This is a genomic window from Alcaligenes pakistanensis (genome assembly GCF_014652815.1).
Taxonomy (GTDB): domain Bacteria; phylum Pseudomonadota; class Gammaproteobacteria; order Burkholderiales; family Burkholderiaceae_B; genus Alcaligenes; species Alcaligenes pakistanensis.
The window spans coordinates 338704-365303 of sequence record NZ_BMZN01000005.1 but is presented as its reverse complement, the minus strand read 5'-3'; the positions used below and the strand labels follow the sequence as shown (position 1 = coordinate 365303).

At 55.9% G+C, this 26600-nt stretch carries 22 protein-coding genes; 9 read left to right on the top strand and 13 right to left on the bottom strand.

Annotated features, from left to right (window positions below; genetic code table 11):
* Positions 1 to 32: 32 nt before the first annotated feature.
* The 5 genes from IE156_RS17050 to IE156_RS17030 form a co-directional block, all read right to left on the bottom strand.
* On the bottom strand, positions 33 to 1301 hold the full coding sequence (locus IE156_RS17050) for an ABC transporter substrate-binding protein (RefSeq protein WP_373296550.1): 1269 nt from the start codon (positions 1299 to 1301) through the stop codon (positions 33 to 35).
* 137 nt (positions 1302 to 1438) lie between these two features.
* Complete coding sequence (locus IE156_RS17045; RefSeq protein ID WP_189393840.1) at positions 1439 to 2503, bottom strand: branched-chain amino acid ABC transporter permease; 1065 nt, start codon at positions 2501 to 2503, stop codon at positions 1439 to 1441.
* Positions 2504 to 2515: 12 nt separating this feature from the next.
* Entirely contained in the window at positions 2516 to 3445 is a 930-nt protein-coding gene (locus IE156_RS17040) for a branched-chain amino acid ABC transporter permease (protein ID WP_189393839.1), read from the bottom strand.
* 11 nt (positions 3446 to 3456) lie between these two features.
* Positions 3457 to 4257, bottom strand: a complete 801-nt coding sequence (locus IE156_RS17035) for an ABC transporter ATP-binding protein (protein ID WP_189393838.1) — start codon at positions 4255 to 4257, stop codon at positions 3457 to 3459.
* Positions 4257 to 6224 carry an AMP-dependent synthetase/ligase gene (locus IE156_RS17030; protein WP_229841440.1) on the bottom strand — a complete coding sequence of 656 codons (1968 nt, stop codon included), beginning with the start codon at positions 6222 to 6224 and terminating at the stop codon, positions 4257 to 4259. The genes IE156_RS17035 and IE156_RS17030 overlap by 1 nt, the downstream gene beginning before the upstream one ends.
* A gap of 175 nt (positions 6225 to 6399) precedes the next feature.
* Between IE156_RS17030 and IE156_RS17025 the strand changes: the two genes are divergently transcribed.
* A complete protein-coding gene (locus IE156_RS17025; RefSeq protein ID WP_189393837.1) occupies positions 6400 to 7086 on the top strand; it encodes a Crp/Fnr family transcriptional regulator in 687 nt (228 codons plus the stop codon).
* 29 nt (positions 7087 to 7115) lie between these two features.
* On the opposite strand, the gene IE156_RS17020 is transcribed toward IE156_RS17025, so the two are convergent.
* Both IE156_RS17020 and IE156_RS17015 read right to left on the bottom strand, forming a co-directional pair.
* Positions 7116 to 8084 carry a Bug family tripartite tricarboxylate transporter substrate binding protein gene (locus IE156_RS17020; RefSeq protein WP_189393836.1) on the bottom strand — a complete coding sequence of 323 codons (969 nt, stop codon included), beginning with the start codon at positions 8082 to 8084 and terminating at the stop codon, positions 7116 to 7118.
* A 123-nt stretch (positions 8085 to 8207) separates the two neighbouring features.
* A complete protein-coding gene (locus tag IE156_RS17015; protein ID WP_189393890.1) occupies positions 8208 to 8912 on the bottom strand; it encodes a YggS family pyridoxal phosphate-dependent enzyme in 705 nt (234 codons plus the stop codon).
* A 190-nt stretch (positions 8913 to 9102) separates the two neighbouring features.
* On the opposite strand from IE156_RS17015, the gene IE156_RS17010 reads away from it, so the two are divergent.
* From IE156_RS17010 to IE156_RS16985, 6 genes are all read left to right on the top strand, one after another.
* Positions 9103 to 10392 carry a Glu/Leu/Phe/Val family dehydrogenase gene (locus tag IE156_RS17010; protein WP_189393835.1) on the top strand — a complete coding sequence of 430 codons (1290 nt, stop codon included), beginning with the start codon at positions 9103 to 9105 and terminating at the stop codon, positions 10390 to 10392.
* Positions 10393 to 10551: 159 nt separating this feature from the next.
* Positions 10552 to 11331 (top strand): ABC transporter ATP-binding protein, encoded by a 780-nt coding sequence (locus IE156_RS17005; protein ID WP_189393834.1) that lies wholly within the window; start codon positions 10552 to 10554, stop codon positions 11329 to 11331.
* A gap of 89 nt (positions 11332 to 11420) precedes the next feature.
* The gene (locus tag IE156_RS17000; protein WP_189393833.1) at positions 11421 to 12230 is read left to right on the top strand and encodes a transporter substrate-binding domain-containing protein; all 810 of its coding nucleotides are present in this window, start codon (positions 11421 to 11423) and stop codon (positions 12228 to 12230) included.
* A gap of 18 nt (positions 12231 to 12248) precedes the next feature.
* Complete coding sequence (locus IE156_RS16995) at positions 12249 to 12962, top strand: ABC transporter permease (RefSeq protein WP_189393832.1); 714 nt, start codon at positions 12249 to 12251, stop codon at positions 12960 to 12962.
* A complete protein-coding gene (locus tag IE156_RS16990) occupies positions 12959 to 13642 on the top strand; it encodes an ABC transporter permease (protein ID WP_189393831.1) in 684 nt (227 codons plus the stop codon). The genes IE156_RS16995 and IE156_RS16990 overlap by 4 nt, the downstream gene beginning before the upstream one ends.
* 66 nt (positions 13643 to 13708) lie before the next feature.
* The gene (locus tag IE156_RS16985; protein WP_189393830.1) at positions 13709 to 14698 is read left to right on the top strand and encodes an asparaginase; all 990 of its coding nucleotides are present in this window, start codon (positions 13709 to 13711) and stop codon (positions 14696 to 14698) included.
* A gap of 119 nt (positions 14699 to 14817) precedes the next feature.
* Here IE156_RS16985 and IE156_RS16980 read toward each other — a convergent pair whose 3' ends face one another.
* The 5 genes from IE156_RS16980 to IE156_RS16960 form a co-directional block, all read right to left on the bottom strand.
* Positions 14818 to 15735 carry a pseudouridine synthase gene (locus tag IE156_RS16980; RefSeq protein ID WP_189393829.1) on the bottom strand — a complete coding sequence of 306 codons (918 nt, stop codon included), beginning with the start codon at positions 15733 to 15735 and terminating at the stop codon, positions 14818 to 14820.
* Positions 15736 to 15818: 83 nt separating this feature from the next.
* On the bottom strand, positions 15819 to 18476 hold the full coding sequence (locus tag IE156_RS16975) for a TRAP transporter permease (protein WP_189393828.1): 2658 nt from the start codon (positions 18474 to 18476) through the stop codon (positions 15819 to 15821).
* Positions 18477 to 18653: 177 nt separating this feature from the next.
* Positions 18654 to 19652, bottom strand: coding sequence for a TAXI family TRAP transporter solute-binding subunit (locus tag IE156_RS16970; RefSeq protein WP_189393827.1), 999 nt, complete (start codon positions 19650 to 19652; stop codon positions 18654 to 18656).
* Between the two features lie 122 nt (positions 19653 to 19774).
* Entirely contained in the window at positions 19775 to 20668 is an 894-nt protein-coding gene (locus tag IE156_RS16965) for a MurR/RpiR family transcriptional regulator (RefSeq protein WP_189393826.1), read from the bottom strand.
* Between the two features lie 162 nt (positions 20669 to 20830).
* On the bottom strand, positions 20831 to 21109 hold the full coding sequence (locus IE156_RS16960; protein ID WP_189393825.1) for an acylphosphatase: 279 nt from the start codon (positions 21107 to 21109) through the stop codon (positions 20831 to 20833).
* 183 nt (positions 21110 to 21292) lie between these two features.
* Between IE156_RS16960 and IE156_RS16955 the strand changes: the two genes are divergently transcribed.
* Complete coding sequence (locus IE156_RS16955; RefSeq protein ID WP_189393824.1) at positions 21293 to 23863, top strand: EAL domain-containing protein; 2571 nt, start codon at positions 21293 to 21295, stop codon at positions 23861 to 23863.
* Between the two features lie 78 nt (positions 23864 to 23941).
* Here the strand turns inward: IE156_RS16955 and IE156_RS16950 are convergent, their stop codons facing one another.
* On the bottom strand, positions 23942 to 25309 hold the full coding sequence (locus IE156_RS16950) for a DNA recombination protein RmuC (protein ID WP_189393823.1): 1368 nt from the start codon (positions 25307 to 25309) through the stop codon (positions 23942 to 23944).
* A 277-nt stretch (positions 25310 to 25586) separates the two neighbouring features.
* Here IE156_RS16950 and IE156_RS16945 point away from each other — a divergent pair, with 277 nt between their 5' ends.
* Complete coding sequence (locus tag IE156_RS16945) at positions 25587 to 26597, top strand: acyltransferase (RefSeq protein ID WP_189393822.1); 1011 nt, start codon at positions 25587 to 25589, stop codon at positions 26595 to 26597.
* Positions 26598 to 26600 lie beyond the last annotated feature (3 nt).

Here is a 26600-nt window from a genome sequence, read left to right as displayed (position 1 = left end):
CAGTGCCCAGGGCGAACCCTGGGCGCCTGGGTTTAGCCTTCGCAGCTGCGAGGCGTAATTTTCTTCTCGGCGGCGTACTTAGCCGACATTTCTTTGACTAAAGGATCGACAAAGTTCTTGTCGGACTGATACCAGTCAGACACAACCTCGAACTTGCTGCCGTCCCACTGCACGATGCGTGCCCAGTCGTCGCCCATGTGGTTGGCGCAAGAGGTCTTGACGGGACGCATGATGCCTTCAAAGCCCAGCTCTTTCAGACGTGCCTCGTCCAGATCCAGGTTCTCAAAGCCCCAACGCACTTGCTCAGGCGTCATTTGCTTGCCTTTGCCATACTTCTCTTGTGCGGTGCGAATGGCTTCTACCTGCATCATGGAGATCATCATGCCGCGGGTATGGGCCAAGGAACCTACGTGCTTGTCGCGGTTTTCAGCGCCTTTGCCTTTAGCGTGCAGCTCACGCACAGCGTCATGCACCGGGCCATCGCCAGCACTGTTGTGGATCGTGATGCCTTTGTAGCCCTTGGCGGTCTGGCCCAGATCGACCACATCGCTCTCGGAAGCAGCCCACCAGATACCGTAAATTTTCTCGCGTGGGTAACCCACGGCTTGAGCTTCACGGATAGCGGTCGGCGTCATGATCCCCGCGCTCCACAGCAGGACGAAATCAGGACGGTTCTTGCGCACTTGCAGCCAGGTGGATTTTTGTTCCACGCCAGGAGCAGTCACAGGGTACAGATCCAGTTTGAAGCCTTGCTCTTTGGCACGTGCCTGCAACAGGGCAATAGGCTCTTTACCGTAGGGGGAGTCGTGATAGACCAAGGCAATACGCTGATCTTTCAGCTTGTCTTGGCCCACTTGCTTGGCGATGTCCTGGATCATCACGTCAGCAGCGGTCCAGTAGGTGCCCAGCAAGGGGAAGTTCCACTCAAACACCGCGCCGTTCGCCGAATGCGACAGGCCGTAACCCATCGTTTCGATAGTGACTCCATCCACAAAGGCTTTGTCGGTGAGGGCGAACGTAATGCCCGTGGACTGGGTGTCAAAACCCGAAGCACCACCATTCTTGCCTTTCATGCGCTCATAGCACTCGACGCCACGGTCGGTCGCATAGGCTGTTTCACACTCTTCGTATGTCAGCTTGACGCCATTAACACCGCCATCGCGTTCATTAACCAAAGCCAGATAGTCCAGCTTGCCGTCCGCCCATGGGATACCCAGTGGGGCAAACGAGCCAGTGCGGTAGGTCAGCAGGGGAATGTACTGCTCCTCGGCTGCCACAGCGGCTGTACTCATGGTCAACATTGCAGCGCAAGCACTCAAACCGAGCACAGCGCGTTTCAGTCGTGTTGTCATCTCCTGGTCCTCCGATAAGTACCATTTGTCTAATTACCCCGTCCCGATGGGCGGGGCTGTTTTTGTAATGAACTGCCTACCTGCTGTTAATGGGGGAAGGGCCACAAGCGCAGCTTTTCCTTACCAATACTCCAGAGTCGAGCCAAACCATGCGGCTCCACAATCAAGAAAAACACAATCAAGGCACCGAACACCATGTGTTCGATATGAGAGGCGGTATCCACCCCGATCGACACACCAAACCAGTGCGGCGCGTTAGTCAGAAAAACGGGGAGCAAGACCATGAAAGCTGCACCGAAGAAACTGCCCACAATCGAGCCCAAGCCACCGATGATGACGATGAACAGCAACTGCAAGGAGCGGTTCAGGTCAAAGGCCAAGGGTTCCCAGGAGCCCAGGTGTACAAAGGCCCACAAAGCACCGGCCACACCGATAATGAAGGAGCTGACCGCAAAGGCGGTGAGCTTGGCGTAGACCGGACGGATGCCAATAACTTCAGCAGCCACGTCCATGTCCCGAATCGCCATCCACTGGCGGCCAATGGCCCCACGCACCAGATTCTTGGCCAGCAGTGCAAACACCACGACAAAAGCCAGTACGAACAGGTACTTTTGCATGGGCGTCTGAACCGGCAGGCCAAAGGCACTCAAGGCAGGCACAGACACGTTGCCCGATGGCGAATAGTTCGTGAAATAGGCGATACGCAGGAAGGCCCAATCCACAAAGAACTGCGCGGCCAAGGTGGTGACGGCCAGATACAGGCCCCGGATACGCAAGCTGGGGATACCGAAGGCAACGCCCACCAAGGTGGCGAACACCCCCCCCAGCAGAATCTGCACGACCAATGGCAGTTCTGGAATACGGACACCAAAGTTCCAGGCGGCGTAGGCACCCACGGCCATAAAGGCACCCGAACCGATGGAAATCTGCCCGCAATAGCCCACCAGAATATTCAGGCCAATCGCTGCCAAAGACAGGATCAGGAAAGGAATCAGAATGGCTTGCAGGAAGTAGTTGGATGCCATGGCAGGCACCAGCAAGAAAGCCACCAACAACACACCCAACACCACATAGCGATCCTGGCGGATGGGGAAAATTTGCTGGTCAGCCCGATAGCTGCTTTTGAACTGACCATTTTCGCGGTAAATCATATCGACTCCACCTCAGACGCGATCAATAATCTTCTCGCCGAACAGACCTTGAGGTCGGAACAGCAAGAACACCAGGGCCAGCACATAAGCAAACCAGATCTCGATGCCGCCGCCTACATAAGGGCCCAGATACACCTCGGACACCTTCTCACCCACACCGATAATCAGGCCACCCACAATAGCGCCCGGTACAGAAGTCAGACCACCCAAAATAACCACCGGCAAGGCGCGCAGCGCTGCGGTAGACAAGGTGAACTGCACCCCATATTTGGAACCCCAGATAATGCCGGCGACCAATGCAACCAGACCGGCCACGGTCCAGACCACGACCCAGATGCGGTTCAAGGGAATACCGATGGACTGAGCTGCCTGGTGATCGTCAGCCACGGCGCGCAAGGCGCGACCCACACTGGTGTACTGAAAGAACACCGCCAGCGCTGCAACCAACAAGGCCGCCACCACCGCCGAGCTCAAATCTTCCAGGCTGACCAGGACACCGCCTTCAAACATGGATTCCAGAATAAAGGCCGGATCTTTAGGCATGCCCACATCAATGGAGTACACCGAGCTGCCGAACACAATCTGGCCCAAGCCATCGAGCAGATAGCTAATACCGATCGTGGCCATCAGCAAGGTCGTCCCCTCCTGATTGACCAGATAGCGCAGCACCCAGCGCTCAATGGCCACCGCCAGGACGAACATCAGGATGGCCGAGACAATAAAGGCCAGCACATTGCCCAGCAGCCCAGGTTCCATACCCAGCAACTGCGGAATCCACTGCGACAAACGAGCCATGGCCAGTGCGGCCACCAGCACCATCGCGCCCTGTGAAAAGTTAAAAACACCTGACGCTTTGAAGATCAGGACAAAGCCCAGCGCGACCAGGGCGTACAACATCCCGCTCATCAGTCCGCCCAGCAAGGTTTCAAGAAAAAATGCCATGTCCGTTCCCCTCAATGGCCAGCGCCAAGATAGGCGCGGATGACGTCTGGGTTTTGCCGCACTTCATCCGGCACCCCGTCACCAATTTTCTTGCCATAGTCCAAGACCACCACGCGGTCCGAAATATCCATGACCACACCCATATCGTGCTCAATCAAAACAATCGTGGTGCCGTACTCTTCGTTCACATCCAGAATGAAGCGGCACATATCCTGCTTTTCCTCGATGTTCATGCCCGCCATGGGCTCATCCAGCAACAGGATGCTCGGTTGCATCGCCAGGGCCCGGCCCAGGTCAACCCGTTTTTGCAAACCGTAAGGCAGACGTCCTACCGGCGTTTTGCGGTAGGCCTGGATCTCCAAAAAGTCGATAATGCCTTCCACGTATTCACGGTTGCGAATCTCTTCGCGTTCGGCCCTACCCAGTCGAAAAGCCTGGGCAAACACCCCGCTTTTCATGTGCAGATTGCGACCCGTCATGATGTTGTCCAGCACACTCATGCCCTTGAACAGAGCCAGGTTCTGGAAAGTACGGGCAATGCCCTGCTCGGCCGTGTGGCGCGAGTTCATGCGCGCATAACTCTGCTCGCGCAACACAATCTCGCCTTGTTGTGGTGCGTATACGCCATTGATGACGTTCAGCATGGAGCTTTTGCCTGCTCCGTTAGGGCCGATGATGGAACGGATCTCGTGTTCACGAATGTTGAACGAGATATCGGTCAAGGCTTTGACACCACCAAAAGACAGCGAAATATTCTTCAAATCCAACACTACGGGACCAATGCGTCGGCCCTGCGTTTGCGCCTCACTCATCATGCGCTCCTTGCTACTGCGTCTGTCATGCGCTCAATGTGCAGGTCTGCCGAAATGCAACCACTGCGCCCATCCTCGAACTTCACTTCAGTCTCTATGAATTGCCTGTCCAGCCCACTGAACAAGGCATCAACCAGGACCTTGTATTTCTGGGCGATAAAGCCGCGACGTACTTTGCGGGTGCGGGTCAGCTCATCGTCATCGGGGTCCAATTCTTTATGCAGAATCAAAAAGGCGCTGATACGTGAACCCGCCAGCTTAGGATCGTTCGCCAGATCGTCATTCACCTGAGCCACGCAATCGCGAATCAAGGCATAGACTTCCGGTTTGGCAGCCAGATCGGTGTAACCGGCATAAGGCAAGTTGCGTCGTTCAGCCCAGTTACCCACGGCTTCCAGATCAATATTGATAAAGGCACACACTTCTTTTTGGCCATCACCAAAGGCCACCGCCTCTTTAACAAAGGGGAAGAATTTGAGCTTGTTCTCGATGTACTTGGGAGCAAACAAAGAGCCATCGGCCAGCTTGCCCACATCCTTGGCGCGGTCGATGATCTTCAACTGGCCATCGGTGTCCAGATAGCCTGCATCGCCCGTGTGATACCAGCCATCCTGGGTAAAGGACTCAGCCGTAGACGTGGGATTGCGGTAATACTCTTTGAACAAACCGGGGCTGCGAACCTGAATTTCACCGTTTTCGGCCACGCGGATTTCTACACCTCGGACAGGTGGGCCCACGGTATCCGCACGCACATGACCATCTTGCTGCACGCAGACAAACACGGAAGTTTCTGTGCCACCGTACAACTGCTTCAAGTTGATGCCAATCGAGCGGTAAAACGTGAACAAATCCGGGCCAATTGCTTCACCCGCGGTATAGGCCACTCGAACCCGGCTCATGCCCAGCGCGTTGCGCAAGGGACCGTAAATCAGGACATTGCCCACGCCATAGCACAGGCGGTCCCATAGATTCACATCCGAGCTTTTGTCCAGAATCCGTACGCCGACCCGATTTGCCAAAGACATGCAGCGTTTGAACAAAGCCCGCTTGAGGGCACCCGCATCTTCCATACGAATGGTGACCTGCGTGAGCAGACCTTCCAACACACGTGGTGGCGCAAAATAATACGTTGGGCCAATATCGTGCAGATCGATGGACACCGTTTCGGGCGACTCGGGGTGGTTCACCGTAAAGCCGGTGACCAAAAACTGCGTGTAGGAAAACATGTTCTGCCCGATCCAGGCAGGGGGCAGATACGCCAGCACTTCCTCGGCATCAGTCAGCGATTCCAGCTCCTGAATAGCCAGCCCACGATCCACCAAAGCGGCATGGGTCAGAACCACGCCCTTGGGCTTGCCCGTTGTGCCCGAGGTGTAAAACATGGCGGCCGCTTGATCGGGGGGGATCGCCTTCCAGATCCGACGTACGCAGTCCGGGTCGCGTGCCAATTGCAAGCGTCCCTGCTCCATGACCTGTTCAATAAACTGGAGCTGATCCTGCTGGTAATTGCGCAGGCCGCGCGGGTCGTCATAAATCAGCGCGTCCAGATCGGGACACTGATCCCAGACTTCCAGCAGCTTATCGACCTGTTCCTGGTCTTCAACCACAGCCACGCGTATGCTGGCATCCAGCAAAACGTGCAACATTTCCTGGGCCACCGCATCCTGATACAGCGGCACGGGGACAGCGCCCAGCATTTGGGCCGCCATCATGGCCAGATACAAGCGCGGCCGGTTCTCACCGATCACCGCCACGTGCTGTCCGTCTTTGACACCCAGCCCGGCCAAGCCCGCAGCCAGTTGCTCGACCTGTTCGGCCAGTTCCCGCCACGTCCAGGTCTGCCAGATTCCCAGGTCTTTTTCGCGCATGGCGATTTTGTCGCCGCGCACCTGGGCATGGTGTTCTATCCAGGCTGGGAAGGTGCCGGGTAAACCCGCTACCTGCTCTTTATCCATCCGCACAACCATGTCTCCTCCGAATTTTCCCGGCTTGTTATGGTCCAGGAGGCTGCTTATGATTGAGACCGAAGGCGAACTTGATGCCCTCATGCTATTTGCAGCCTGTTATTAATCAAGGTATCGGCTGCCCGTCCCGAAGATTGTCACGGACATGACATTCGACCTTTAACGAGGGTTAATCCTCATGCATGTTGTAGACGCTTTATCCGAGCGAGCCGCCTGGTTTCGCCTGTTAACACCGGAGCTGCAAGAGCGTGTCCGGCGCGACACTTTAGTGACCGAATACGAGGCAGGCGCGATCGTTGAGCGCAAGGGAGAGCGCGCCACCGCCTGGATTGGCGTCCTGTCGGGCCTGCTCAAAGTATCGGTAGGAAACTCCGAAGGAAAGATTGCCTCCATGACGGGCGTGCCCGCCGGCGGCTGGATTGGCGAAGGCTCTTTGCTCAAGAACGAGGAGCGTAAATACGATGTCGTCGCCTTGCGCGCCAGCCAGGTCGCCCGCCTGCCCGCCCATAGCTTTAACGACTTGCTGGACCAGAGCATTGCGTTCAACCGCTACCTCCTGCATCAGCTTAATGAGCGTGTGGCGCAATTTATCGGCAAGGCGGAATACAACAGCCTGTCTACGCCCGATGCCCGCGTGGCACGCTGTCTGGCAGAGCTATTCAACCCGCTGCTCTATCCTGGAAAAGGTCTGCGCCTGGACATTACCCAGGAAGAAATTGGCTATCTGGCCCGCGTCTCGCGCCAGCGCGCCAACCAGGCCTTGCGCCAGCTTGAGAATGAAGGGCTGTTACTGATCAAGTATGGTGGCGTCCAGGTCGTGGACCTGGACGGCCTGAAACGTTACGGCGACGAATACGCCGCCTGATTATGCGGCTACTGCCTACCCGCTAAACGTCAATCCATACGAATGCCGGCACGCTCGATCACCGTGGCCCATTCAGCACGTTCACGCTGGGCATAGGCCTGGAACTCATCGGGCGTCATGGGCATGGGTTCCACACCCATATCGCGAATGCGCTGAGCCAGCTCAGGCGTTTTCAAAGCCTGCATCAAATCCTGGCTCAAACGTTGGCGGGCCGCTTCATCCATTTTTGGCGGGCCTACGATGCCCTGCCAGGCGTAGGCATAAAAGTCGGCGATACCAGCCTCGGCCATGGTCGGAACATCAGGCAACAAGCCACTGCGCTCGGGTGTGGCAACGGCCAGAACCCGCAGTTTTCCTGCTTTGATGTTGGACAGTGCTGCAGCGGAATCCACAAAGGACATGTCCACCTGACCGCCTAACAAATCCTGAATGGCTGGGGCCGCCCCCTTGTAGGGCACGTGCACAATCTTGGTGTCCGTACGCTGCTTGAACATTTCCAGCGCCAGATGGTGTGGCGAACCACTGCCAGCCGAGGAAGACGTCAGTTTTTCAGGCTGAGCGCGAGCGGCTGCCAGCAAATCAGCCACTGTTTTGTACGGTGACTCTTGTGGTACCGCCAGCATCAAGGGGAAACGGGCCAAACCACCCACATAGGTAAACGCCGCCGGATCGTATTGCAGCTTGCTGTACAGGGAAGAGTTAAAGGCCAGGGTGCCCGAGTCAGCCGTACCTACGGTATAGCCATCCGGTTTGGCATTGCTGACATAGGTCGCGCCAATAATGGTGGCCGCACCCGGTTTGTTTTCCACAATCAGCGTCTGGCCCAGGCTGCTTTCCAATTGCTTGGCCACCAGTCGGGCAATCACGTCTGAACCGCCCCCTGCGGGATAGGGCACGACCCAGGTCACTGCGGACTGGGGCCAATCCGCTGCCATCGCCGTTCCTGTCAGGCTGGCGCTCAGCAGCAGCACACCGGCTCCAAAATTCTTCCAATGCATGATGTCTCCTTGACAGCGCTTTTGACGCTGTTTTTTTAAGTTTTAAGCATCCCGCCTGGGATGCGCAGAGACATTATGCGCGGACAGCCGTGCGCAGGGCATTAGTAACGATGCGGATATCGATCAGCTGTAATCACGTGCGCCAAACAGGGCCGAACCCACGCGTACTTCGGTAGAGCCTTCTTGAATCGCCAGCTCGAAATCCCCGCTCATGCCCATGGACAGGCCTTGCACCTGCTCATAGCCCAACTCCACCAAACGATCACGCCACTGGCGCAACTGGGCAAAGCAAGCGCGTACGGCCTGAGGGTCATCGCTATTGATGGCCATCGTCATCAAACCACGTATTTTTAAGGTGTCCAGCGACCGCAAGGACTGCATAAATGCGGGTAATTCCTCCGGTGCCAGACCAAACTTGCTGGGTTCGGGCGAGGTTTTGACTTGAATGAGCACATCCAGGCTGCGCTGCTCCGTTTGCAGGTTTCGGTCCAGGGCCTGGGCCAGCGATAAACGGTCCAAAGACTGCACTTCGCTGGCCAGACGTGCGATGTCTTTAGCCTTATTGCTCTGCAGATGGCCTATCATCACCCACTGCACCGCGCGATCAGCCAACACAGCCTGCTTGTCCCGGATCTCTTGAACCTTGTTCTCGCCCATTCGCGACAAGCCTAAATCCAGGGCTTGGGCCAGCACGGGTGCTGGAAAGGTTTTACTGACGGGCAACAGAGCCACGGCATCGGCAGGGCGGCCTGCTTGCAGGCAAGCCTGTTCGATGCGTTGGCGCAACTGCGCCAGACGACCAGAAAGGGAAGAGTCAGAAGAAGCCATCAATGCACCAGCACCCAGATAAAACCATCGCAAACGCTGCAAACACAACAGCGGCCATTTCCGATAGCATAACTGTTGCAAACGGCCACCGCTAAGCCAATCAACAGCGTCTTTGCCGGGTTCTGCGTCTGCGCCCAACATATGCGACTGTGTACTCGTATCCCGTTTCCCCAACCTTATCGAGGAGCTCATGACAGATCGTCCCACCCATGCTTTGCCGTCATACCTGAACGCCGACGACGTCGGCCCGTGGGGTATTTATCTCGAACAAGTGGAGCGAGTCACTCCGTATCTGGGCAAACTGTCCCGATGGGTTGAAACACTCAAGCGCCCCAAGCGCACACTGATTGTCGACGTACCCATTGAACTGGATAACGGCACCGTGGCCCACTTTGAGGGCTACCGCGTTCAGCACAATACTTCCCGTGGCCCAGGCAAGGGCGGCGTGCGCTACCACCAGGACGTCACCCTGTCCGAAGTGATGGCCCTGGCTGCCTGGATGTCGGTTAAATCGGCTGCCGTGAATCTGCCATTTGGCGGTGCCAAGGGCGGTATTCGTATTGATCCCCGCAACCACTCCCAGGCGGAACTGGAGCGCATTACGCGCCGCTACACCAGCGAAATCGGTGTGATTATCGGCCCCAACAAAGACATTCCTGCCCCGGACGTGAATACCAACGCCCAGACCATGGCCTGGATGATGGACACCTATTCCATGAATGTCGGTGGCACCAGCACAGGCGTGGTCACCGGCAAGCCCGTATCCCTGGGCGGTAGCCTGGGCCGCGTGGAAGCGACTGGTCGCGGCGTGTTTACCGTCGGTTGCGAAGCAGCCCGCGATGCCGGTATTGACCTGAATGACGCCCGCGTCATTGTGCAGGGCTTTGGTAATGTGGGTGGCACAGCCGCCCGCCTGTTCCAGGAGGCCGGTGCCAAAATACTGGCCGTACAGGACCACACGGGCACGGTGTACAACCCCAATGGTCTGGATGTGCTGGCCTTGCTGAACCACATGGAGCAGCACAAGGGGCTGGCTGGCGCGCCCAACACGGAAGCTATCGCCAACGAGGACTTCTGGCATATCGAAACCGACCTGCTGATCCCTGCCGCACTGGAAGGCCAGATCAACAAAAACAATGCAGACCGCATCCGCGCCCGCATTGTGATTGAAGGCGCCAACGGCCCCACCACACCCGAAGCCGACGACATCCTGAACGACAAAGGCGTGACCATTGTTCCGGACGTGGTGGCCAACGCCGGTGGTGTGACTGTGTCCTACTTCGAGTGGGTCCAGGACTTCTCCAGCTTCTTCTGGACCGAGGACGAGATCAACAACCGTCTGGAAATGATGATGCGTTCGGCCTACACCACGGTGGCGGCGGTTGCCAAAGAGCACAACGTTACTTTGCGTACGGCGGCCTTTATTGTGGGCTGCGCCCGCATTCTGGAATCTCGTCAGGTACGCGGTCTGTATCCATAAGGTCATAAGGCGGCGTACCCGGTTTATGCCGCTTTTTATGAGCTAAATACAGCGCTTGTGCAAAAAAAACAGGGGGAAAGCGGTAGAATCGGGGCATCCAAGATATGACACCCGTATGAAACCCTTACCCCCTTTCTCTTTGACCGCAAGGACATTGCTGTGAATAACAATGACCTGAACGCGGCGGTCCAGGTTCGCGACATCCACAAACGCTTTGGCACCAACGAGGTGCTCAAGGGCATTTCCCTGCAAGCTCACAAGGGTGATGTGCTCTCCATTATTGGTGCCTCCGGCTCGGGTAAAAGTACCTTGCTGCGCTGCATTAATCACCTGGTCGTGCCTGATCAGGGCGAGATCCAGATCGGTGCCGACATTTTGCGCAGCCATCGCAATCGCAAAGGGGAATGCCAGACAGACAACCCACGCCTGCTGGAAAAAGTACGCGCACGTCTGGGCATGGTGTTTCAGAACTTCAATCTGTGGTCGCACCGCACGGTGCTGCAAAACGTCACCGAAGGCCCGATTCATGTCAAAGGCCGTCCTGCCCGTGAAGCGGCCGACTACGCACGCGAGCTGCTGGGCAAAGTGGGCCTGAGCAATAAATGCGATGCCTACCCGGCGGAGCTGTCCGGTGGCCAGCAGCAACGCGTGGCCATTGCCCGTGCTCTGGCTATGGACCCGGATGTTTTGCTGTTTGATGAACCGACCTCGGCCTTGGACCCGGAAATGGTAGGCGAAGTACTGCGGGTGATTCGTCAGCTGGCCCAAGAAGGCCGCACCATGATTCTGGTCACCCACGAAATGAATTTTGCGCGTGACGTCTCTTCCGAGACTATTTTCATGCACAACGGCCTGGTTGAAGAACGTGGTCACCCCAAAGACTTGTTCGATAGGCCACAATCCGAGCGTCTACAGCAGTTTCTACAACCAATGCAGTAAGATCATCGCTTCTTGAATACGACACCGGCTGGAAAACCAGCAGGGCCAATACGGCCCTAACCAGCCTATCCACAAAGGAGAGCCAGACCATGAGTTTCCTCAGCAAGACCCTGATCTGTGCCAGCCTGGCCCTGTTGGGCTCCCAGGCTGCAATGGCAGACACCCTGAAAATCGGTACTGAAGGCGGTTACCCACCATGGAGCATGGTGGACGCAGCTGGTAAGGTCACCGGCTTTGACGCCGATGTGGGCGCTGCCCTGTGCAAAGAGCTGAACAGCGACTGCAAATTCATCGTGCAAGCCTTTGACAGCCTGATCCCTTCGCTGGATGCCAAGCGCTTTGACCTGATCATCTCGGGTATGTCCTACACCCCCGAGCGTGCCAAGCGCGTGAACTTCAGTATTCCTTACGCCGTTGAAGACGCCATTTTCGTTCTGCCTAAGAACAGCGAGCTGGTTGGCGCCGACAACGAACAAGCTATTTTTGACGGTCTGGCCGGCAAAACCATTGGCGTTCAGGGCGGCACTACTCACGGCGCATTCCTGGCCAAGAAAGCCCCCAAGACCACCATCAAGAACTACGAAACCCTGGACCAGATGCAAATCGATCTGGACGCCGGTCGTCTGAACGGCACGTTTGCCGACCTGACCTCGCAGTCCAAGTTCCTGCATAAAGTCGGTGAGCAGAACTTTGCCTTGTCCAAACTGGTCGTCAAAGGCTCGTCCGATCCTGAAACCCTGGGTTATGGCATTGCCGTTGGTATTCACAAAGACAATGCAGAACTGAAAGCCAAGGTTGACGCCGCCCTGTGCAAGCTGATCGACGATGGCACTGTCAAAACCGCCAGCGAAAAGTGGTTTGACATCGACATCGCCAACTACGAGATCTGCAAGAAATAAGTCGAGAAGTACCACTTGATGCTAGAGACCATTTTTAATGTGCTGCGCGAAGGCTGGGGCTGGATGTTCCTTCGCGGAGCAGCAATGACCTTGCTGATCTCCGTTTTGGGCATGGCCCTTGGCGTAGTCATTGGGATTACAGGAGCCAGCATCAAGACCAACGGGCCACGCTGGTTGCGTGGTCCCGTCAGCCTGTACACCACAGTTGTTCGCAGTATCCCCGAGCTGCTGATCATCTATCTGCTGTTTTTCGGCTCAGTGCAAGTTGTCTCCGATCTGGCCGACTTCATGCGCATGGAAGATGTCATAACGCGCTGGTTCCCCGCACTGGTCGGCATTTTGGCCATTGGCCTGATTGCGGGCTCCTACAGCGTGGAGGTGTTTCGCGGTGCCTTGCAAGCCATTCCCGAAGGCCAGATCGAAGCCGCCAAAGCCATAGGCATGTCGTCCTGGCAGCGTCTGCGCCGCATTATCCTGCCGCAAATGTTCTGGTACGCCCTGCCCGGCGCCAATAACGTCTGGCAGACCGCATTAAAAGACACTGCCCTGATCTCCCTGGTTGGCCTGGTCGAGATCATGCGTGCCGCCACCCTGGGTGCCGCCAATACGCGCGAACCCATGGCTATGTACCTGATTGCGGGCGTGCTTTATTTTCTGATTGGTGCCTGTAGTCAGGCCCTGTTTTTGCTGGCCGAACGTTACACCGGCAAAGGCATGAGAGCCCGGGCATGATTGATCTGGAATTATTCAAGACCACAGTCGAAACCCTGTTTAAAGGGTTTGGCTTAAGTGTGTATATCGGTCTGTGGGGCATTGTGCTGTCGCTGTTCATTGGCCTGTCGCTGGCCTTGATGCGTCAGTCCAGCAGCCGAGCCCTGCGCAGCTTTGCCTTTAGCTACAGCACCGTGTTTCGCGGTACGCCCCTGCTGGTGCAATTGTTCCTGCTGTATTACGGCGTCGGCACCCTGAGCTTTGTGCGTGAATCCCCCACCTTGTGGTGGCTGTTCAGCGATGGGGTGCGCTGTGCAATTTTGGCCATTGGTTTGAATAGCGGCGCTTACGTCAGCGAAGTATTCCGTGGCGGTTTCCAGGCGGTGCCAGTGGGCCAGATTGAAGCGGCCAAATCCATAGGCATGTCAGCCTGGACACGGTTTCACCGCGTGGCTTTTCCTTTGGCGATCCGCCAGGCCCTGCCCGCCTATAGCAATGAAATTGTGCTGGCGATCAAAGGCACCAGTCTGGCCTCAACCATTGCGGTGATGGACCTGACCGGCCATGCCAAACGCTTGATGAACCAGAACTACGCCATCATCGAGACCTTTGTTATTGCAGGCCTGCTATACCTGCTGATCAACTTTACTTTGCTGTCGGTGGTGCACCTGATTGAGCGCTGGCTGAAAGTGCGCCGTTAAACCGGCGTTACCCTGAAGCAGTCTCTCCGCACCCCATAGCGCAACGACTGGACGCGGAGCACTATCATGCCGACACGCCCCAAACTGGCCCTGGTGGGTACAGGCGGCACCATTGCCGCCACCACCCAGTCCAATACCGGCCTGACTGATTACGACATCACCCAAGGCGTGCAAACGCTTTTGCAGGCTGTGCCTGGCATTACCGGGCTGGCCGATCTGGAATGCCATCAGATTTTCAATGTAGACAGCCGGGCCATGAGCTCGCTGATGCTGCTGGAAATGTCGCACAAGCTCAATGAGCTCTTGGCCAGGCCCGACATTAGCGGCGCGGTGATCACCCACGGCACCGATACGCTGGAAGAAAGCGCCTTTTTCCTGCATTTAGCCCTAAAAACCGACAAACCCGTGGTGATGGTGGCCGCCATGCGTCCCGCCTCGGCTCTCAGCGCAGACGGGCCGCTGAACCTGTATCAAGCCGTGCAAGTCGCCTGCTCTTCACAGGCACAAGGCCAGGGCGTCATGGTTCTGCTCAATGACCAGATCCACAGCGCCCGGTTTTTAAGCAAACAACATACAACCCAGACCAATGCCTTTGGCTCGCCCGATGCCGGCCCGCTAGGGCTGCTTGCCGGTGGCCAGCCACGCTTTATGATGCGCAGCCTGCTGCCCCATACCACTAGCAGCCAGTTTGATGTGCGTACTCTCTACAGCCTGCCCAAAGTCCAGGTTTTCTACGACCACCCCGACACCCTGGCTGAACTGTATCGTCACGCCGCGCAAAGTGGTGTCCAAGGAATTGTGGTCGCAGCGACGGGGAACGGCAGCCTGACACCCGGTGCGCTGGAGGGCGTAAGCCGGGCGCATCGATTGGGTGTGGTGTGTGTACGCGCTTCTCGTATCCATGCTGGGCCTGTCACTGATAGTGCCTACGATGAGGATCACCACACTATCGCCTCGCATTACTTGCCTGCACAAAAGGCTCGGATTTTGTTGATGCTGTGTCTGGCTACACAACTGGACCACAGTCAGATAGAAGCCGTTTTCCGCGATTACTAGGCTGTGCTGCTCGCTGCCTGCCTGCCAACGACCAAACACTACCTAGATAGCACCTCCTAGGCCTGGACTTGTCTCTTGGCAGGCTCAGACATCCTGCAAATGGCGAGGATGCGCGCCGTTCAGACCAATTCCAGCTGGCGTTGGCTACTAAAGCGCTGGTGCTGTCCAGTAACAGGATCTACAAAGGCGATATGCCGAGCCAGTAACTGCAAGGGCTGGCTGAAGTCGTCCGCTGCTCGCTCAGCCAGCAAGGTCGGATAGAACACATCGTTAAGAATAGGCGCACCCAAACTGCTCAGATGCACCCGCAACTGATGTTTGCGGCCACTTTGAGGCCGCAAACGGTAAAGCGCCAAATGCTGCCCCTGCGCATCGTGCCAATCTCGCTCGCCCTTGATCTCAGTGCGGCTATTCGGTTCACCCACTACTTCCTGCATAACAAATTTGTTGGCTACTTCTTGCATCCTGCTGCTATAGCTCAAACCCTGAATGAGTTTGCACTGAAAGGGGGCTACGGCTTCGTATTCTTTGTCGATACAGCCCTGTTGAAACAAAGACTGATAGGCACCACGTAAGGCGGGATCACGGCAAAACAGCAAAATGCCTGCCGTTTCCCGATCCAGTCTATGAATAGGGCTGATGCCGTCTTCCCCAAAATGGCGTCGTACTCGTGTCAATGCCGTTTCGTACAGATAGCGCCCCCCCGGCGTTGTCGCCAGGAAATGCGGCTTATCTACGGCAATCAATCGCTCGTCCGCATACAGGACAGGCATCTCAAAAGGCACTGTCGCTTCATTCTCAACCACGCGGAAATACCAAAGCCAGCGTTCCGCTTGATAAGGCGTATCCACCTGCTGAGCTACACCTTTTTCGTCCAGGATATCGCCCCGTGCCAGCCGGTCGCGCAACACCTCCGGACTCAGGTACGGAAAGCGCTCTAATAAAAAATCATCTAACCGCAGCCAAGGGCCACGCGGGCACCATACTTTGCTGGGGCTCACGCCCTCTCGCGAGGGCAAGGGGGAGCGATTCGTCATCCAATTCATACCTGCAACCGTATAGAAAACGGCCCGCTATCACGGCGGGCCGGTCATCAAGCATCGTAAGTGTACTCTCAGCGCTAGGACGCTCGCGCAGGTTCCGGCACATCGGGACTAAGGCGCATCCGTACTCCCTGCCGTAGCCACATCCAGATCAGAATCAAGAAAGCAGGCAGGTAAACCCAAAATTCCGACGGGCGGTCCGGATGAGGGACTTTGACCTGTTCAATATCCCAGCCTTGTTCCCAACCAGCTCGGCGCGCAGGGCTGCCAAAAGAAACAGAAGCGATCTGTGCCGTATCACCAAAGGCCATCACGGTGACACCAGCCATAGATAAACGTTTAGTCGCCGCAGCTACGCCAGTTGAGCTATCGCCTTCCGGCAAAGCGGGCAGCGACACTGCTACCGTCTTTTGCAAGTCATCGCCCTCCAGATTCATACCGGCTAGTTGAACCACTAAATTGGCTCCGGCTGGCAGAGTCTGAACGACTTGCATCAACTCGGATGCTGGGCGTGCCTGGTATTCCTCGCTGATCTGATCCATGAACCAGTCAGGGCGAAACAGCATAAACGTCACCAGCAAAAGCAGCCCAATTTCCAACCAAGTCGTTTTGATACGAAGCCACCCCATGGTCGCCGCAGCAAAGGTCAGGGAAGCCACGGTTGCCCCAATAACAACAAGGCTCAGTTCCCACACGCTGTGTATCCCAATGAGCAAAAGCATGGGATTAAAGATGAACATAAACGGTAGTACTGCCGTACGCATGGCATACGTCACGCCTTGAATACCCGTTTTTATCGGATCCTCTCCTGAGATGGCCGCCGCCGCGAAGGTTGCTAAGCCTACTGGCGGAGTAATGTCGGCCATGATGCCGTAATAGAAAACAAACATATGGACCGCGATGAGTGGAATCACCATTCCGCTTTGCGCCCCCAGTTCCACCACCACGGGTGCCATCAAGGTCGCCATCAGAATGTAGTTGGCAGTAGTGGGCATCCCCAAACCCAGGACCAGACACACAGCAGCTGTAAAAAACAGCATGATCAGCACATTACCCATCGAGACCATTTCTACGAATGCGGTCATCCGCAGACCCAGCCCCGTCAAGGTAATAGCTCCCACTATCAATCCTGCGGTACCGCAGGCAATTCCAATGCCCACCATGTTACGGGCGCCCTCTTGCAGGCCTACACATGCCTCACGTATACCTTGTTGCAAGGGCTGCGCCATGGCCTGTTTGCGAAACCAGGCCATCAGCGGGCGCTGAGTGAGCATTTGGAACAGCATTGAGACCACCGCCCAGAAAGCGGACAGACCGGCGGACATCATCTCCACCGTTAAGCACCACACCAACACCCCGATAGGAATCAGAAAATACAGCCCGGCTCGGACGGTCGGCCAAGGCTCAGGACGAACCGGCGTATTCACGTTAATGTCCGTAGGCAGGTCCTCATGGGCGGCGGCTAATTTCAATAGAAACACATACAGAACCAGAATGAGAAACAGCAAAATCCAGATAGCCGCCTCTCCTGCCAGGGTCTGCACACCGATTCCTATCCAGTACACAAGCCCCATCACAATCAAGGTTCCAGCGATCCCCATCCCCCATCCGGCCATTTTGCGAGTAAACGTTTTCGGCGGCCCCGAGGCCATCATGGGTTTGATACCCAACTTGAGCGCTTCCAGATGGACAATGTAGAACAGTGCAATATAAGAGATCACCGCAGGCAGCAGAGCATGGCGAATAATGTCGGTATATGGGATGCCGACATACTCAATCATCAAGAATGCGGCTGCTCCCATCACGGGTGGCATGATTTGCCCATTCACCGACGACGCTGTTTCAATCGCTCCTGCCCGAATGCCCCCATAGCCTGCTTTTTTCATCAGGGGGATGGTAAAAATCCCGCCTGTCACAACGTTAGCCACCGATGAGGCCGACACAATCCCGTTGACAGCCGAGGACACGACGGCGACCTTGGCTGGGCCACCACGTAGATGCCCCAACAAAGCAAAAGAGACCTGCATCATGTAATTACCGGCCCCACATCGGTCCAGCAAAGAGCCCAGCAGCACGAAGATGAAAATATACGAAACAGACACGCCCAAGGCGACACCGTACACGCCTTCGGTGGTCAGCCACATATGCGAGACCAGACGCTGGAGCGAGGCGCCGCGATGCGACAACGCGTCCGGCAGCCAAGGTCCAAGGAAAATATAAGCAATGAAGATAATCGCCAGAACCGCCATCGGCGCTCCCAGAGATCGACGCGTGGCTTCCAACAGCAACACCAAGCCAAGACTAGCGACGATGATGTCCATTTGGGTCGGAATCCCTGGACGCATCGCCAGCTCTTTATAGAAAAAGAACAGGTACGAGCCACAAAATGCCGCGACCAGCGCCAGCAGCCAGTCGTGGATCGGAATACGATCACGTGCCGATTTTTTGCGTGCAGGAAAAGCCAAATAGGCCAGAAACATCGCAATGCCCAAGTGCAAGGCACGGGCTTCGGTATCGTTAAAAATCCCCAGGCTCAGCGTAAAAGGCAGTGGTGATGCGTACCAAAGCTGGAACAAAGACCAGCCTACCGCCGCCACAAAAAGGATCATGCCAGCCACGCCCGTCACCGAGCGCCCTCCACGATCCACATCGGCAACCAGTTTTTCCAGCTCAGCTGTTTCGTTTTGCGTCAGGGCGACGTCTGGCCCCGTTCCTTGATGTTCTTGTTTTGTCATTGGCTTTTGTCTCCAGGAAAGCCTGGCTCTTGGCCCGGTTCTACCGGGCCGGCGTGCAAGACGCCTGACCACCTGAGCCAGGCGGCCCAGGTCATCACTGCTGAATCCCAAGCCGCCATCACGGCTTGGGAGGCGCGACCTGGCCGACTAATTACAGCCAGTCAGGTCCAGGTCTTTTTAAAGCAGACCTTTTTCCTTGAAGTACTTTTCAGCACCAGGATGCAATGGCGCAGACAGGCCATTTTTCGCCATGTCTTCTTTTTTCAGATTGGCGAATGCGGGATGCAAGCGTCTGAAGTCATCGAAATTGTCAAACACGGCCTTCACCACGTTGTAGACCGACTCTTCAGGCACATCCTCGGAGGTCACAAACGTGGCCAACACTCCATATGTTTCTGTGTCTTCGGGATTATTGGGGTACAGGCCCCCTGGAATCGTCGCTTTGGCGTAGTAGGGGTGGGCGTCAACCAGCTTGTCCACCGCAGGCCCCGTCAAAGGCACCAGCTTGGCCCCGCAGGATGTCGTAGGGTCTTGAATGTTGGCTGAGGGGTGGCCTACACCATAAATAAAACCGTCGATTTTGCCGTCGCACAGTGCCGGGCCATGCTCATCGGGGCGCAACTCAGACGCCAAGGAGAAGAAGCTGCTATCCAGGCCCATTGCCAGCAGTAACTGATCCATCGAGGCTCGGGTCCCCGAACCAGGATTACCCACGTTAAAGCGTTTGCCTTTGAAATCATCAAAGCTGCTGACATTAGCTTCTTTACGTGACAAGACCGTAAAGGGCTCAGGATGGATCGAGAAGACCGAACGCAGTTTCTTGTAGGCACCGCCATCCTTGAACTGACCTTCGCCGTTATAAGCGTTATAGCCAACATCGGACTGCACCACGCCCAGGTCCAACTCGCCCGCCTTGATGGTATTGACGTTAAATACCGAGCCACCCGTTGACTCAACCGAACAGCGCACGCCATCGGCCCCACGGTCTTTATTGACCAGACGGCAAATGGCGCCACCGGCTGCGTAATACACCCCAGTCACCCCGCCCGTACCAATACTGACAAACTTTTGTTGTGCGCTGGCCGGCAAAGGACTCAAAAGCAGTGTGCACAGCGCAGCTGCCACGCTTGAGGCCAATACAACTTTTTTGCCTGTTTTTTTTACCGTGTGATTCATTGTCATCTCTCCCTCGGGGTTCTCCCCTGTTTGAATAGCCGGTATGACCGGTTTTCTCTTACAAGCAGCACACGTTTGAAAGCCAGGGTTTGACCTTGCCAGACCTGATGCAAGGTCCAGACTCAAGACACGTGCCCGCCACTGCTATCGTCGTACTGCCAGTAAATTTCCTGGCGCTGAAAAGAGGCCTCCAGCTGTGCTAAACGTTGCACCACTGTCTTGCCACCTAGCGCCGCTATGCGTGCCAATACATGCTCTGCAATGCTGACCGTGCCTACCAAAGAATGAAAGAAGCTGGCTGCAGGTTGTGTAGCTGCCTGAGAATCAAACAACAAAACATGCGCGGCGCCTTGCGCAACAGGGGACAAGACGCTGTCAGTCAATGCCACTACGGTGGTGCCGCGCTGCACCGCGTGCTGAACACTCTTGACCACCGCTTTCACATACGGAGCTTGGCTGATGACGATCAATACACCACCACTGTCCAGCCCCGTCTCCAATTCCACCAGCAGGTCGGCCGCCCGGTTAAGCAATACCCCATTGCCACACATCAATTGGTAGGCATAGTGCATCTGAAACGCGCAGGCAAAACTGGCCCCCAAGCCTAAAAAACCCACTTTGGAGGCTGCCAGAATGGTCTGGGCACACGCATCCAGGCTGCTCACTGGGTTAAGCCTCTGCACAGAGCGCAACGCCTCTTCTTGCTGTTGGCTCAAGGCACGCGCCTGCTGCTCGCAGGCCTGGCTTCCTTGCAAATTTTGCGCACGCGAGGCCATCGTGCTGCCATTGCGGTGCAAGGCCTGCTGAAACGGCGCTCGAAAACTGGCATAACTGTCATAGCCAGCGGCTCGGGCTAAACGCAACATGGTTGCGGGGGCAATAGCAAGTTCCTGGGCCTGCTTGCGCATTGACCACAAACTGACTTCGACGGGATGACGCTCCACCCATTGAGCAGCGCGACGCAACTCGGGCGTCAACTCAGGCAAGATGCGCTGCAACCGCAACAAGGGTTCCATCCCAATCCCTACACAAAATTTCACGGAATAAAACGCATGTTAAACTGAATGGCCACCAAAAAAACAAATGTTTTCCTAGGGTTTGCCCGCAAATAAGTACAAATAAATCAAGACGCGGACAGTCCGACATCAATCTTTCCGTGCGCTAGCCAAGTAGGCAAACTAACGAATTTCAAAAAAATCATAGCGTTTGTCGGTGTAGGAGCGTTGTATATCCACGAGCTCCACCAAGGCATGTTCAGGCCCGATATGCAGCCAGCTAACCATCTGATCTATTACATCGGGACTGCCTTGCAACAGTAGCTCTACCGAGCCATCTGCCGCATTGCTGACCCAGCCTTTCACTCCATAAAGATGCGCGTGGCGCAGGGCTGTGGCCCGAAAGCCCACACCCTGCACGCGTCCCTTGACACACACATCCACTGTTTCATACTCCGCCATTGGCTTTCCCCTGCTATTTGTTCCCGAAATGCGGCACGCATCCGCTCCACATCCCGATATTCAGTTAAATTAGTCGCATCATTGTTGCATGACCGCACCTGCCCCTGAATCCCTGCTTTGCGCAGCTTTCCCACTATGAATTTGCCCCGCCTTCTTACTCTATCGCTGCGCCGGGCAATATACATGCTAGGCATGCTAGCCATCCTGGGATTGATGGCACCCGCCAGCCAGGCCGCTGTCCACTCCCCACAGCGCATTGTGCGGGTGGGCATCTACGAAAACCCACCCAAACTTCTTCTGGATAGCCAAGCCCGCCCCGGTGGGATTATGGGCGAACTGCTGCTGGAAATTGCCAAACGCGAAGGCTGGACCCTGGAGGCCGTGCAATGCGACTGGCAGCAATGCTTGAACGCCCTGCAAAACGATCTGATCGATCTGGTGCCAGGTCTGGCCTATTCCCCCGAACGCTCTGCCCTTTACAGCTTTCACAACCGGGCTGTACTGGAGGACTGGTCGCAAATTTTCACCGGGAAAACCACTCACATCGGTGCGCTTAATGACTTGAATGGCAAACGGATTGCTGTCATGAGCGGGACCCTGCAATTAACCCAGCTCTACAATATTTTGCAGAAGCTGGAGCTGGGCTCCAAGCTGGTTATTACAGACTCCCAGTACAACGCCTTAAAACTGGTCCAGAACAAACAGGCTGATGCCGCTGTGGTGGGCCATTTATTTGGGGTGCGCCATGTGGGTGAATACAATCTGAAATCCGCCCCCATTCGCCTGGAACCCACCAATACGTATTTTGTGACGGCCAAAGACCGGCATCCCGAACTGTTGGCCGCTATTGATACACATATCAAAAAATGGCGGGACAATAACGACGCTTTCTACACCGAAACGCTGAACCAGTGGGGCCTGCGCCTGATCGAAAAACCGACCAAGCCCTGGATTATCCCCACACTGCTGACTCTAGGCGTACTGCTGACGATTGCCGTGCTCACCGTCACCCTGATGCGGATTGGTCTGCGCCGCCAGCGCAAGAAGCTGGTCCGCACCGAACATCATCTGCACACCGTGCTGGATGCCATTGATGCCTATGTCTACATCAAAGACGACCAATTCCGGTATCTGTACGCCAACCGCAAGCTGTGCGAGGACCTGAACTACACCATCGACAGCATTGTGGGCAAAACCGATCAGGATCTGTACGCCAACAAACAGACCATTAACGAGTTCCGTCACAACGACGAGCAGGTGCTGTACAGCGGCGAACGACTGGCCGTGGAAGAGGTGGTACGCGACCGCAAGGGCGATATTCGTGCCACTTTTTTCTCTATCAAAATGCCGGTCAAGGACCCCGAAACACGACACACTAATCTGTACTGTATTTCCACCAATATCTCGGCTCTGAAAGCCACCCAGTCTGAAAACTACCGGCTGGCTTTCTACGATCCGCTGACCGAGCTGCCCAACCGCCGCCTGCTGCTGCAGCGACTAGAGCGCCACTTGCAGACCATAGAGCCGTACAAACGCCCCGGCGCACTGTACTTTCTGGATCTGGACCGTTTCAAGCACATTAACGACGCCCGTGGACACGCTATTGGCGATGCCCTCTTGCGCAAGGTGGCGCGCCGCCTGTCCTTGATTATTGACCCACAAGACATCGTGGCCCGCCTGGGCGGCGATGAGTTTGTCATCCTGAAGATCCTGCATCCGGGCACCGTACGCGACTGCTACAAAGAAGCGCTGGAATTTGCCGAGCTAGTACGCACACGCCTGGAAGAGCCCTACAACATTGAAGGCCACTCTTACTTGAGCAGCAGCAGTATTGGCCTGGCCCTGATTACCGACAGCACCCTGACTTCTGAAGACTTGATGCGTCAGGCGGACACCGCCATGTATCGCTCCAAGGAAAATGGCCGTAACCAGATCACCCTGTACGAGCCCGGCATGCAGGAAGCCCTGGAAGAACATTTGAGTCTGCAGCACGATCTGCGTTTTGCCATTGGTTCGGATCAGTTACGTCTGTTTGTGCAGTCTCAATACGACAAACAAAACCGCATCTGTGGGGCCGAGGTGCTGCTGCGTTGGCTGCACCCCAAGCGCGGAATGCTGACCCCCAATCTATTCATTCCCCTGGCCGAAAGCACAGACCTGATCACCCCTTTAGGTGACTGGATCATGGCTTCGGTCTGTGACCTGTTGCTTCAAACTCAACAGTCGAGCTTCCCGATCTCCATTAACGTCAGCCCGATCCAGTTCCGCCGCCCCGACTTTGCGCGCCGCACGCGCCAGATCCTGGAAAGCAGCGGAGCTCCCGCTCACCGCCTGATCTTTGAGATTACAGAAGGCGTGCTGATGGAGGATTTTGCCTCCGCCAACAGCATGATGCGCGAACTGAAAGACCTGGGAATTCGTTTTTCCATGGACGACTTTGGCACGGGCTACTCCAATCTGGCCGCTATCCGCCGCCTGCCTCTGTACGAGCTGAAAATGGACCGTAGCCTGATTCTGGGCGTGCCCCTGGAACAGGAAGCCAACGCCATTGTGCGCACCGTGCTGGCCATGGCCCGCCAACTGGGCCTACATGTCGTGGCGGAAGGAGTGGAGAACGAGCAGCAAAAAGAGTTTTTGCTACGCCGCGGCTGCCATGCCCTACAAGGCTACCTGTTCTGTGCTCCCCAACTGGTGGAGCAATGGCTAGAAGTTATTCAGCAGGATGATGACTCTGGATCTGTCTCTGAACAATAAGCACGTCAATCTGCATAAGCCTGCATTAGTCCCATAGTGGGACTAATGCAGGCTATGCGAGTCCTAGCTGCAGCACCCTCACGCATCCGGCTCTTTGCCTTGAGCAGGCTCCGCCTCCTCCGGCAATACCCAATCCAGACGTTCGTGCTCTATATCGGTATGCAAAGGCTCAATACCAGGTTGTGTACGCTTGGCGCGAGCCGACAACTCGGCAAAGCGGCTGACTTTGCCATACAAACCTTGCTGCCCTGCCAGCGCCGTCACTGTGCTGTTGTAGTGCTTACCCGCCTGCCCCAAGGTTTCGCCCAGTTTTTTCAGGCGTTCCGCCAGGATAGAGACCTGGTTGTAGATATCCCCGGCACGCTGGCTTAATTCGTGGGCCTGCTCGTTGCTGCGCACCATCATCCAGATATTGGCTACGGTGCGCAAAATGGGTAGCAAGGTCGTATGTGAAACCATCAAAACATTCTTGCCCAGCCCGTAGTCAAACAGACTGTGGTGCTGCTGCAGTGCCTGCATATAAGCCGCCTCGATAGGCACATACATGAACACAAAGCCGGGACTATTTAAACCGGGTAAGGCGCTGTAATCCTTGGAAGCCAGATCATCGATATGATTGCGCAGCGCCTGCACATGGGCTTGCAGACTTTGCTGACGCTCTTCCTCCGTTTCCGCACGAATGGCGCAGTCGTAATCCACCAAGGACACTTTGCAATCCAGCACCAAATGCTTGTCCTGGGGCAGGTGCACCACAAAGTCGGGGTAACGCAGGCGGCCTTGCTCGTCGCGCGCCTGCCATTGGGTGTCGAAGTGTACGCCTCGCACCAGCCCGGCCACTTCCAGTGTTTTTTCCAGTTGGGTCTCGCCCCAATTACCCGTCGTCTTTTTGTCGCCCTTCAGTGCCACAGCCAAGGAGTGGGCTTCGGCACTCATGCGCAGACCCATTTCCTGCATGCGTTGCAACTCCAGGCTCAAAGCCGTCTGACCTTTGACGGACTCATCGTGCACTTGATTCACACGCAGTTGGAAGCCGGCTAGCTGCTCCCGGAAAGGTCGCAACATTTCATCCAGCGTACGCTGGCTATCCTGGCGCAGTGTTTGCCCTTTGGCCTCTAGGATCTGCTGCGCCAACGACTCGAACTGCAGGCGCATTTGCTCGCGGCTATGCTCTAAATCTTCCTGAATAGCCTGATTCCGCATTTGCTGGGTCTGCAACTGAGCATCGCGACGTATCAGCTCTTTATCCAGCTCAACCGCCCGGTCCTGGGCATCCTGCGTTTGTTCCTGGGCATGGGCCAAATCCTGTTCCAGGCGTGCACAGCGGTCTTGCAAAGCCTGCTCAATAGGCGCACTCATGCGCGACCGTAACCACAGCCCGAGCAGCAAACCCAACGCCAAGGCGACCAGGGCAATCAGCACATCCATTCCCGTCAAAGCGAGCTCCATCCACCGTACTCCTGCCCAGCACCGCCATCTCAGGAGTGTCCTGGCTGGTCTGACTGAGTAAGCCTGCTATTTAACCGTATAACGCTGGTATTTTATACACCCTTTTAATGCCGACCTCGAAAGACGGTGGGATGAGTGCGTCCGCCCCCTTGCCCAGCAAAACCGGCACCGCCTAGACACATCCAGACAAAACTGGACGCGAAATCCCGTATTTGGGGGACAAATCAGAAACGTCTGCCCCTTAGGATGGGAAGGTCTCTGACTTTTATGGCTTGTCATGAACTGGATCAGCAATGCACGGATTGTGGCGATTTTTTCTGTCGTCTGCCTGCATATCGCCGCCTATGCCGTATTGAATGCCGAGCTGGGCACCGCCAACTGGTGGAGCGGCAATCTGTACGATGCCGCTACCCGCTGGTGTGTGCCGGTGTTTGTCATGGTCAGTGGTGCTCTGCTGCTCGAACCCCGCCCCCAGGAAGGCATGAAGCTGTTTTATCGCAAACGGGCAGCACGAGTCTTACTGCCGCTACTGTTCTGGACAGCCTTTTATCTGGGCTGGACGGCGTTCAAACAGCACTGGTGGACACCTGAAGCTGACCCTTACCCTTATCTGGAACGCCTGCTGCAAGGCCGGCCCTACTTCCACCTGTGGTTTATGTACATGATTGTGTTCCTGTACCTGTTCACGCCTTTTTTGCGACGCATGGTACAGAGCACCAATCTGCGGCAACTGGCCGCGCTAACCGGGGCGAGCTTTGTGCTTTCTGCCCTAAGTACGCTCAGCAACCCGGACTTGAATACTCACTCAGCGCCCTTCTTCACCTGGTTCCTATCGTATCTACCCTATTTTTTATTGGGTTATGTACTACGCAAAGTCCCCGTGAATGTGCCTCGCTGGTTAACCATAGCGGTGCTGCTAACCAGTATTGCCGCAACTGCCTGGGGCTTTTATGCTCTGGCCCTCACGCACGACCGTCAAACCGGCGCGTATTTCTATGATTACCTGAGCATCACCGTCATTCCCATGTCCATTGCGCTGATTTTGCTGCTGCGCGATTGGAATCAGCCTTTGATCAACTCACGTATCAGCACCCATCTGGCGGAGCTGACTTTGGGTGTGTACTTAATCCACCCTTGGCTGATCGACTTGATGTATCGCTATCTGTTTACGGCACTGGATTTCAATGCTCTGTGGTCGATTCCATTACTCGCGACGGCGATTTATGGCGCCTCCCTCCTGCTGACGGCAGGCTTTAAAGCTACTCCAGGCCTGCGGGCGACGGTCTAAGGT

What these genes read in the sequence shown, in the direction of transcription:
- IE156_RS17035 (WP_189393838.1), bottom strand. Translation starts at nt 4,257, where the DNA reads ATGAGTGAGGCGCAAACGCAGGGCCGACGCATTGGTCCCGTAGTGTTG.
- IE156_RS16980 (WP_189393829.1), bottom strand. Translation starts at nt 15,735, where the DNA reads ATGACGAATCGCTCCCCCTTGCCCTCGCGAGAGGGCGTGAGCCCCAGC.
- IE156_RS16975 (WP_189393828.1), bottom strand. Translation starts at nt 18,476, where the DNA reads ATGACAAAACAAGAACATCAAGGAACGGGGCCAGACGTCGCCCTGACG.
- IE156_RS16945 (WP_189393822.1), top strand. Translation starts at nt 25,587, where the DNA reads ATGAACTGGATCAGCAATGCACGGATTGTGGCGATTTTTTCTGTCGTC.
- IE156_RS17020 (WP_189393836.1), bottom strand. Translation starts at nt 8,084, where the DNA reads ATGCATTGGAAGAATTTTGGAGCCGGTGTGCTGCTGCTGAGCGCCAGC.
- IE156_RS16970 (WP_189393827.1), bottom strand. Translation starts at nt 19,652, where the DNA reads ATGAATCACACGGTAAAAAAAACAGGCAAAAAAGTTGTATTGGCCTCA.
- IE156_RS16955 (WP_189393824.1), top strand. Translation starts at nt 21,293, where the DNA reads ATGCTAGGCATGCTAGCCATCCTGGGATTGATGGCACCCGCCAGCCAG.
- IE156_RS17015 (WP_189393890.1), bottom strand. Translation starts at nt 8,912, where the DNA reads ATGGCTTCTTCTGACTCTTCCCTTTCTGGTCGTCTGGCGCAGTTGCGC.
- IE156_RS16965 (WP_189393826.1), bottom strand. Translation starts at nt 20,668, where the DNA reads ATGGAACCCTTGTTGCGGTTGCAGCGCATCTTGCCTGAGTTGACGCCC.
- IE156_RS16950 (WP_189393823.1), bottom strand. Translation starts at nt 25,309, where the DNA reads ATGGAGCTCGCTTTGACGGGAATGGATGTGCTGATTGCCCTGGTCGCC.
- IE156_RS17045 (WP_189393840.1), bottom strand. Translation starts at nt 2,503, where the DNA reads ATGATTTACCGCGAAAATGGTCAGTTCAAAAGCAGCTATCGGGCTGAC.
- IE156_RS16995 (WP_189393832.1), top strand. Translation starts at nt 12,249, where the DNA reads ATGCTAGAGACCATTTTTAATGTGCTGCGCGAAGGCTGGGGCTGGATG.
- IE156_RS16960 (WP_189393825.1), bottom strand. Translation starts at nt 21,109, where the DNA reads ATGGCGGAGTATGAAACAGTGGATGTGTGTGTCAAGGGACGCGTGCAG.
- IE156_RS16985 (WP_189393830.1), top strand. Translation starts at nt 13,709, where the DNA reads ATGCCGACACGCCCCAAACTGGCCCTGGTGGGTACAGGCGGCACCATT.
- IE156_RS17000 (WP_189393833.1), top strand. Translation starts at nt 11,421, where the DNA reads ATGAGTTTCCTCAGCAAGACCCTGATCTGTGCCAGCCTGGCCCTGTTG.
- IE156_RS16990 (WP_189393831.1), top strand. Translation starts at nt 12,959, where the DNA reads ATGATTGATCTGGAATTATTCAAGACCACAGTCGAAACCCTGTTTAAA.
- IE156_RS17030 (WP_229841440.1), bottom strand. Translation starts at nt 6,224, where the DNA reads ATGGTTGTGCGGATGGATAAAGAGCAGGTAGCGGGTTTACCCGGCACC.
- IE156_RS17040 (WP_189393839.1), bottom strand. Translation starts at nt 3,445, where the DNA reads ATGGCATTTTTTCTTGAAACCTTGCTGGGCGGACTGATGAGCGGGATG.
- IE156_RS17050 (WP_373296550.1), bottom strand. Translation starts at nt 1,301, where the DNA reads ATGTTGACCATGAGTACAGCCGCTGTGGCAGCCGAGGAGCAGTACATT.
- IE156_RS17025 (WP_189393837.1), top strand. Translation starts at nt 6,400, where the DNA reads ATGCATGTTGTAGACGCTTTATCCGAGCGAGCCGCCTGGTTTCGCCTG.
- IE156_RS17010 (WP_189393835.1), top strand. Translation starts at nt 9,103, where the DNA reads ATGACAGATCGTCCCACCCATGCTTTGCCGTCATACCTGAACGCCGAC.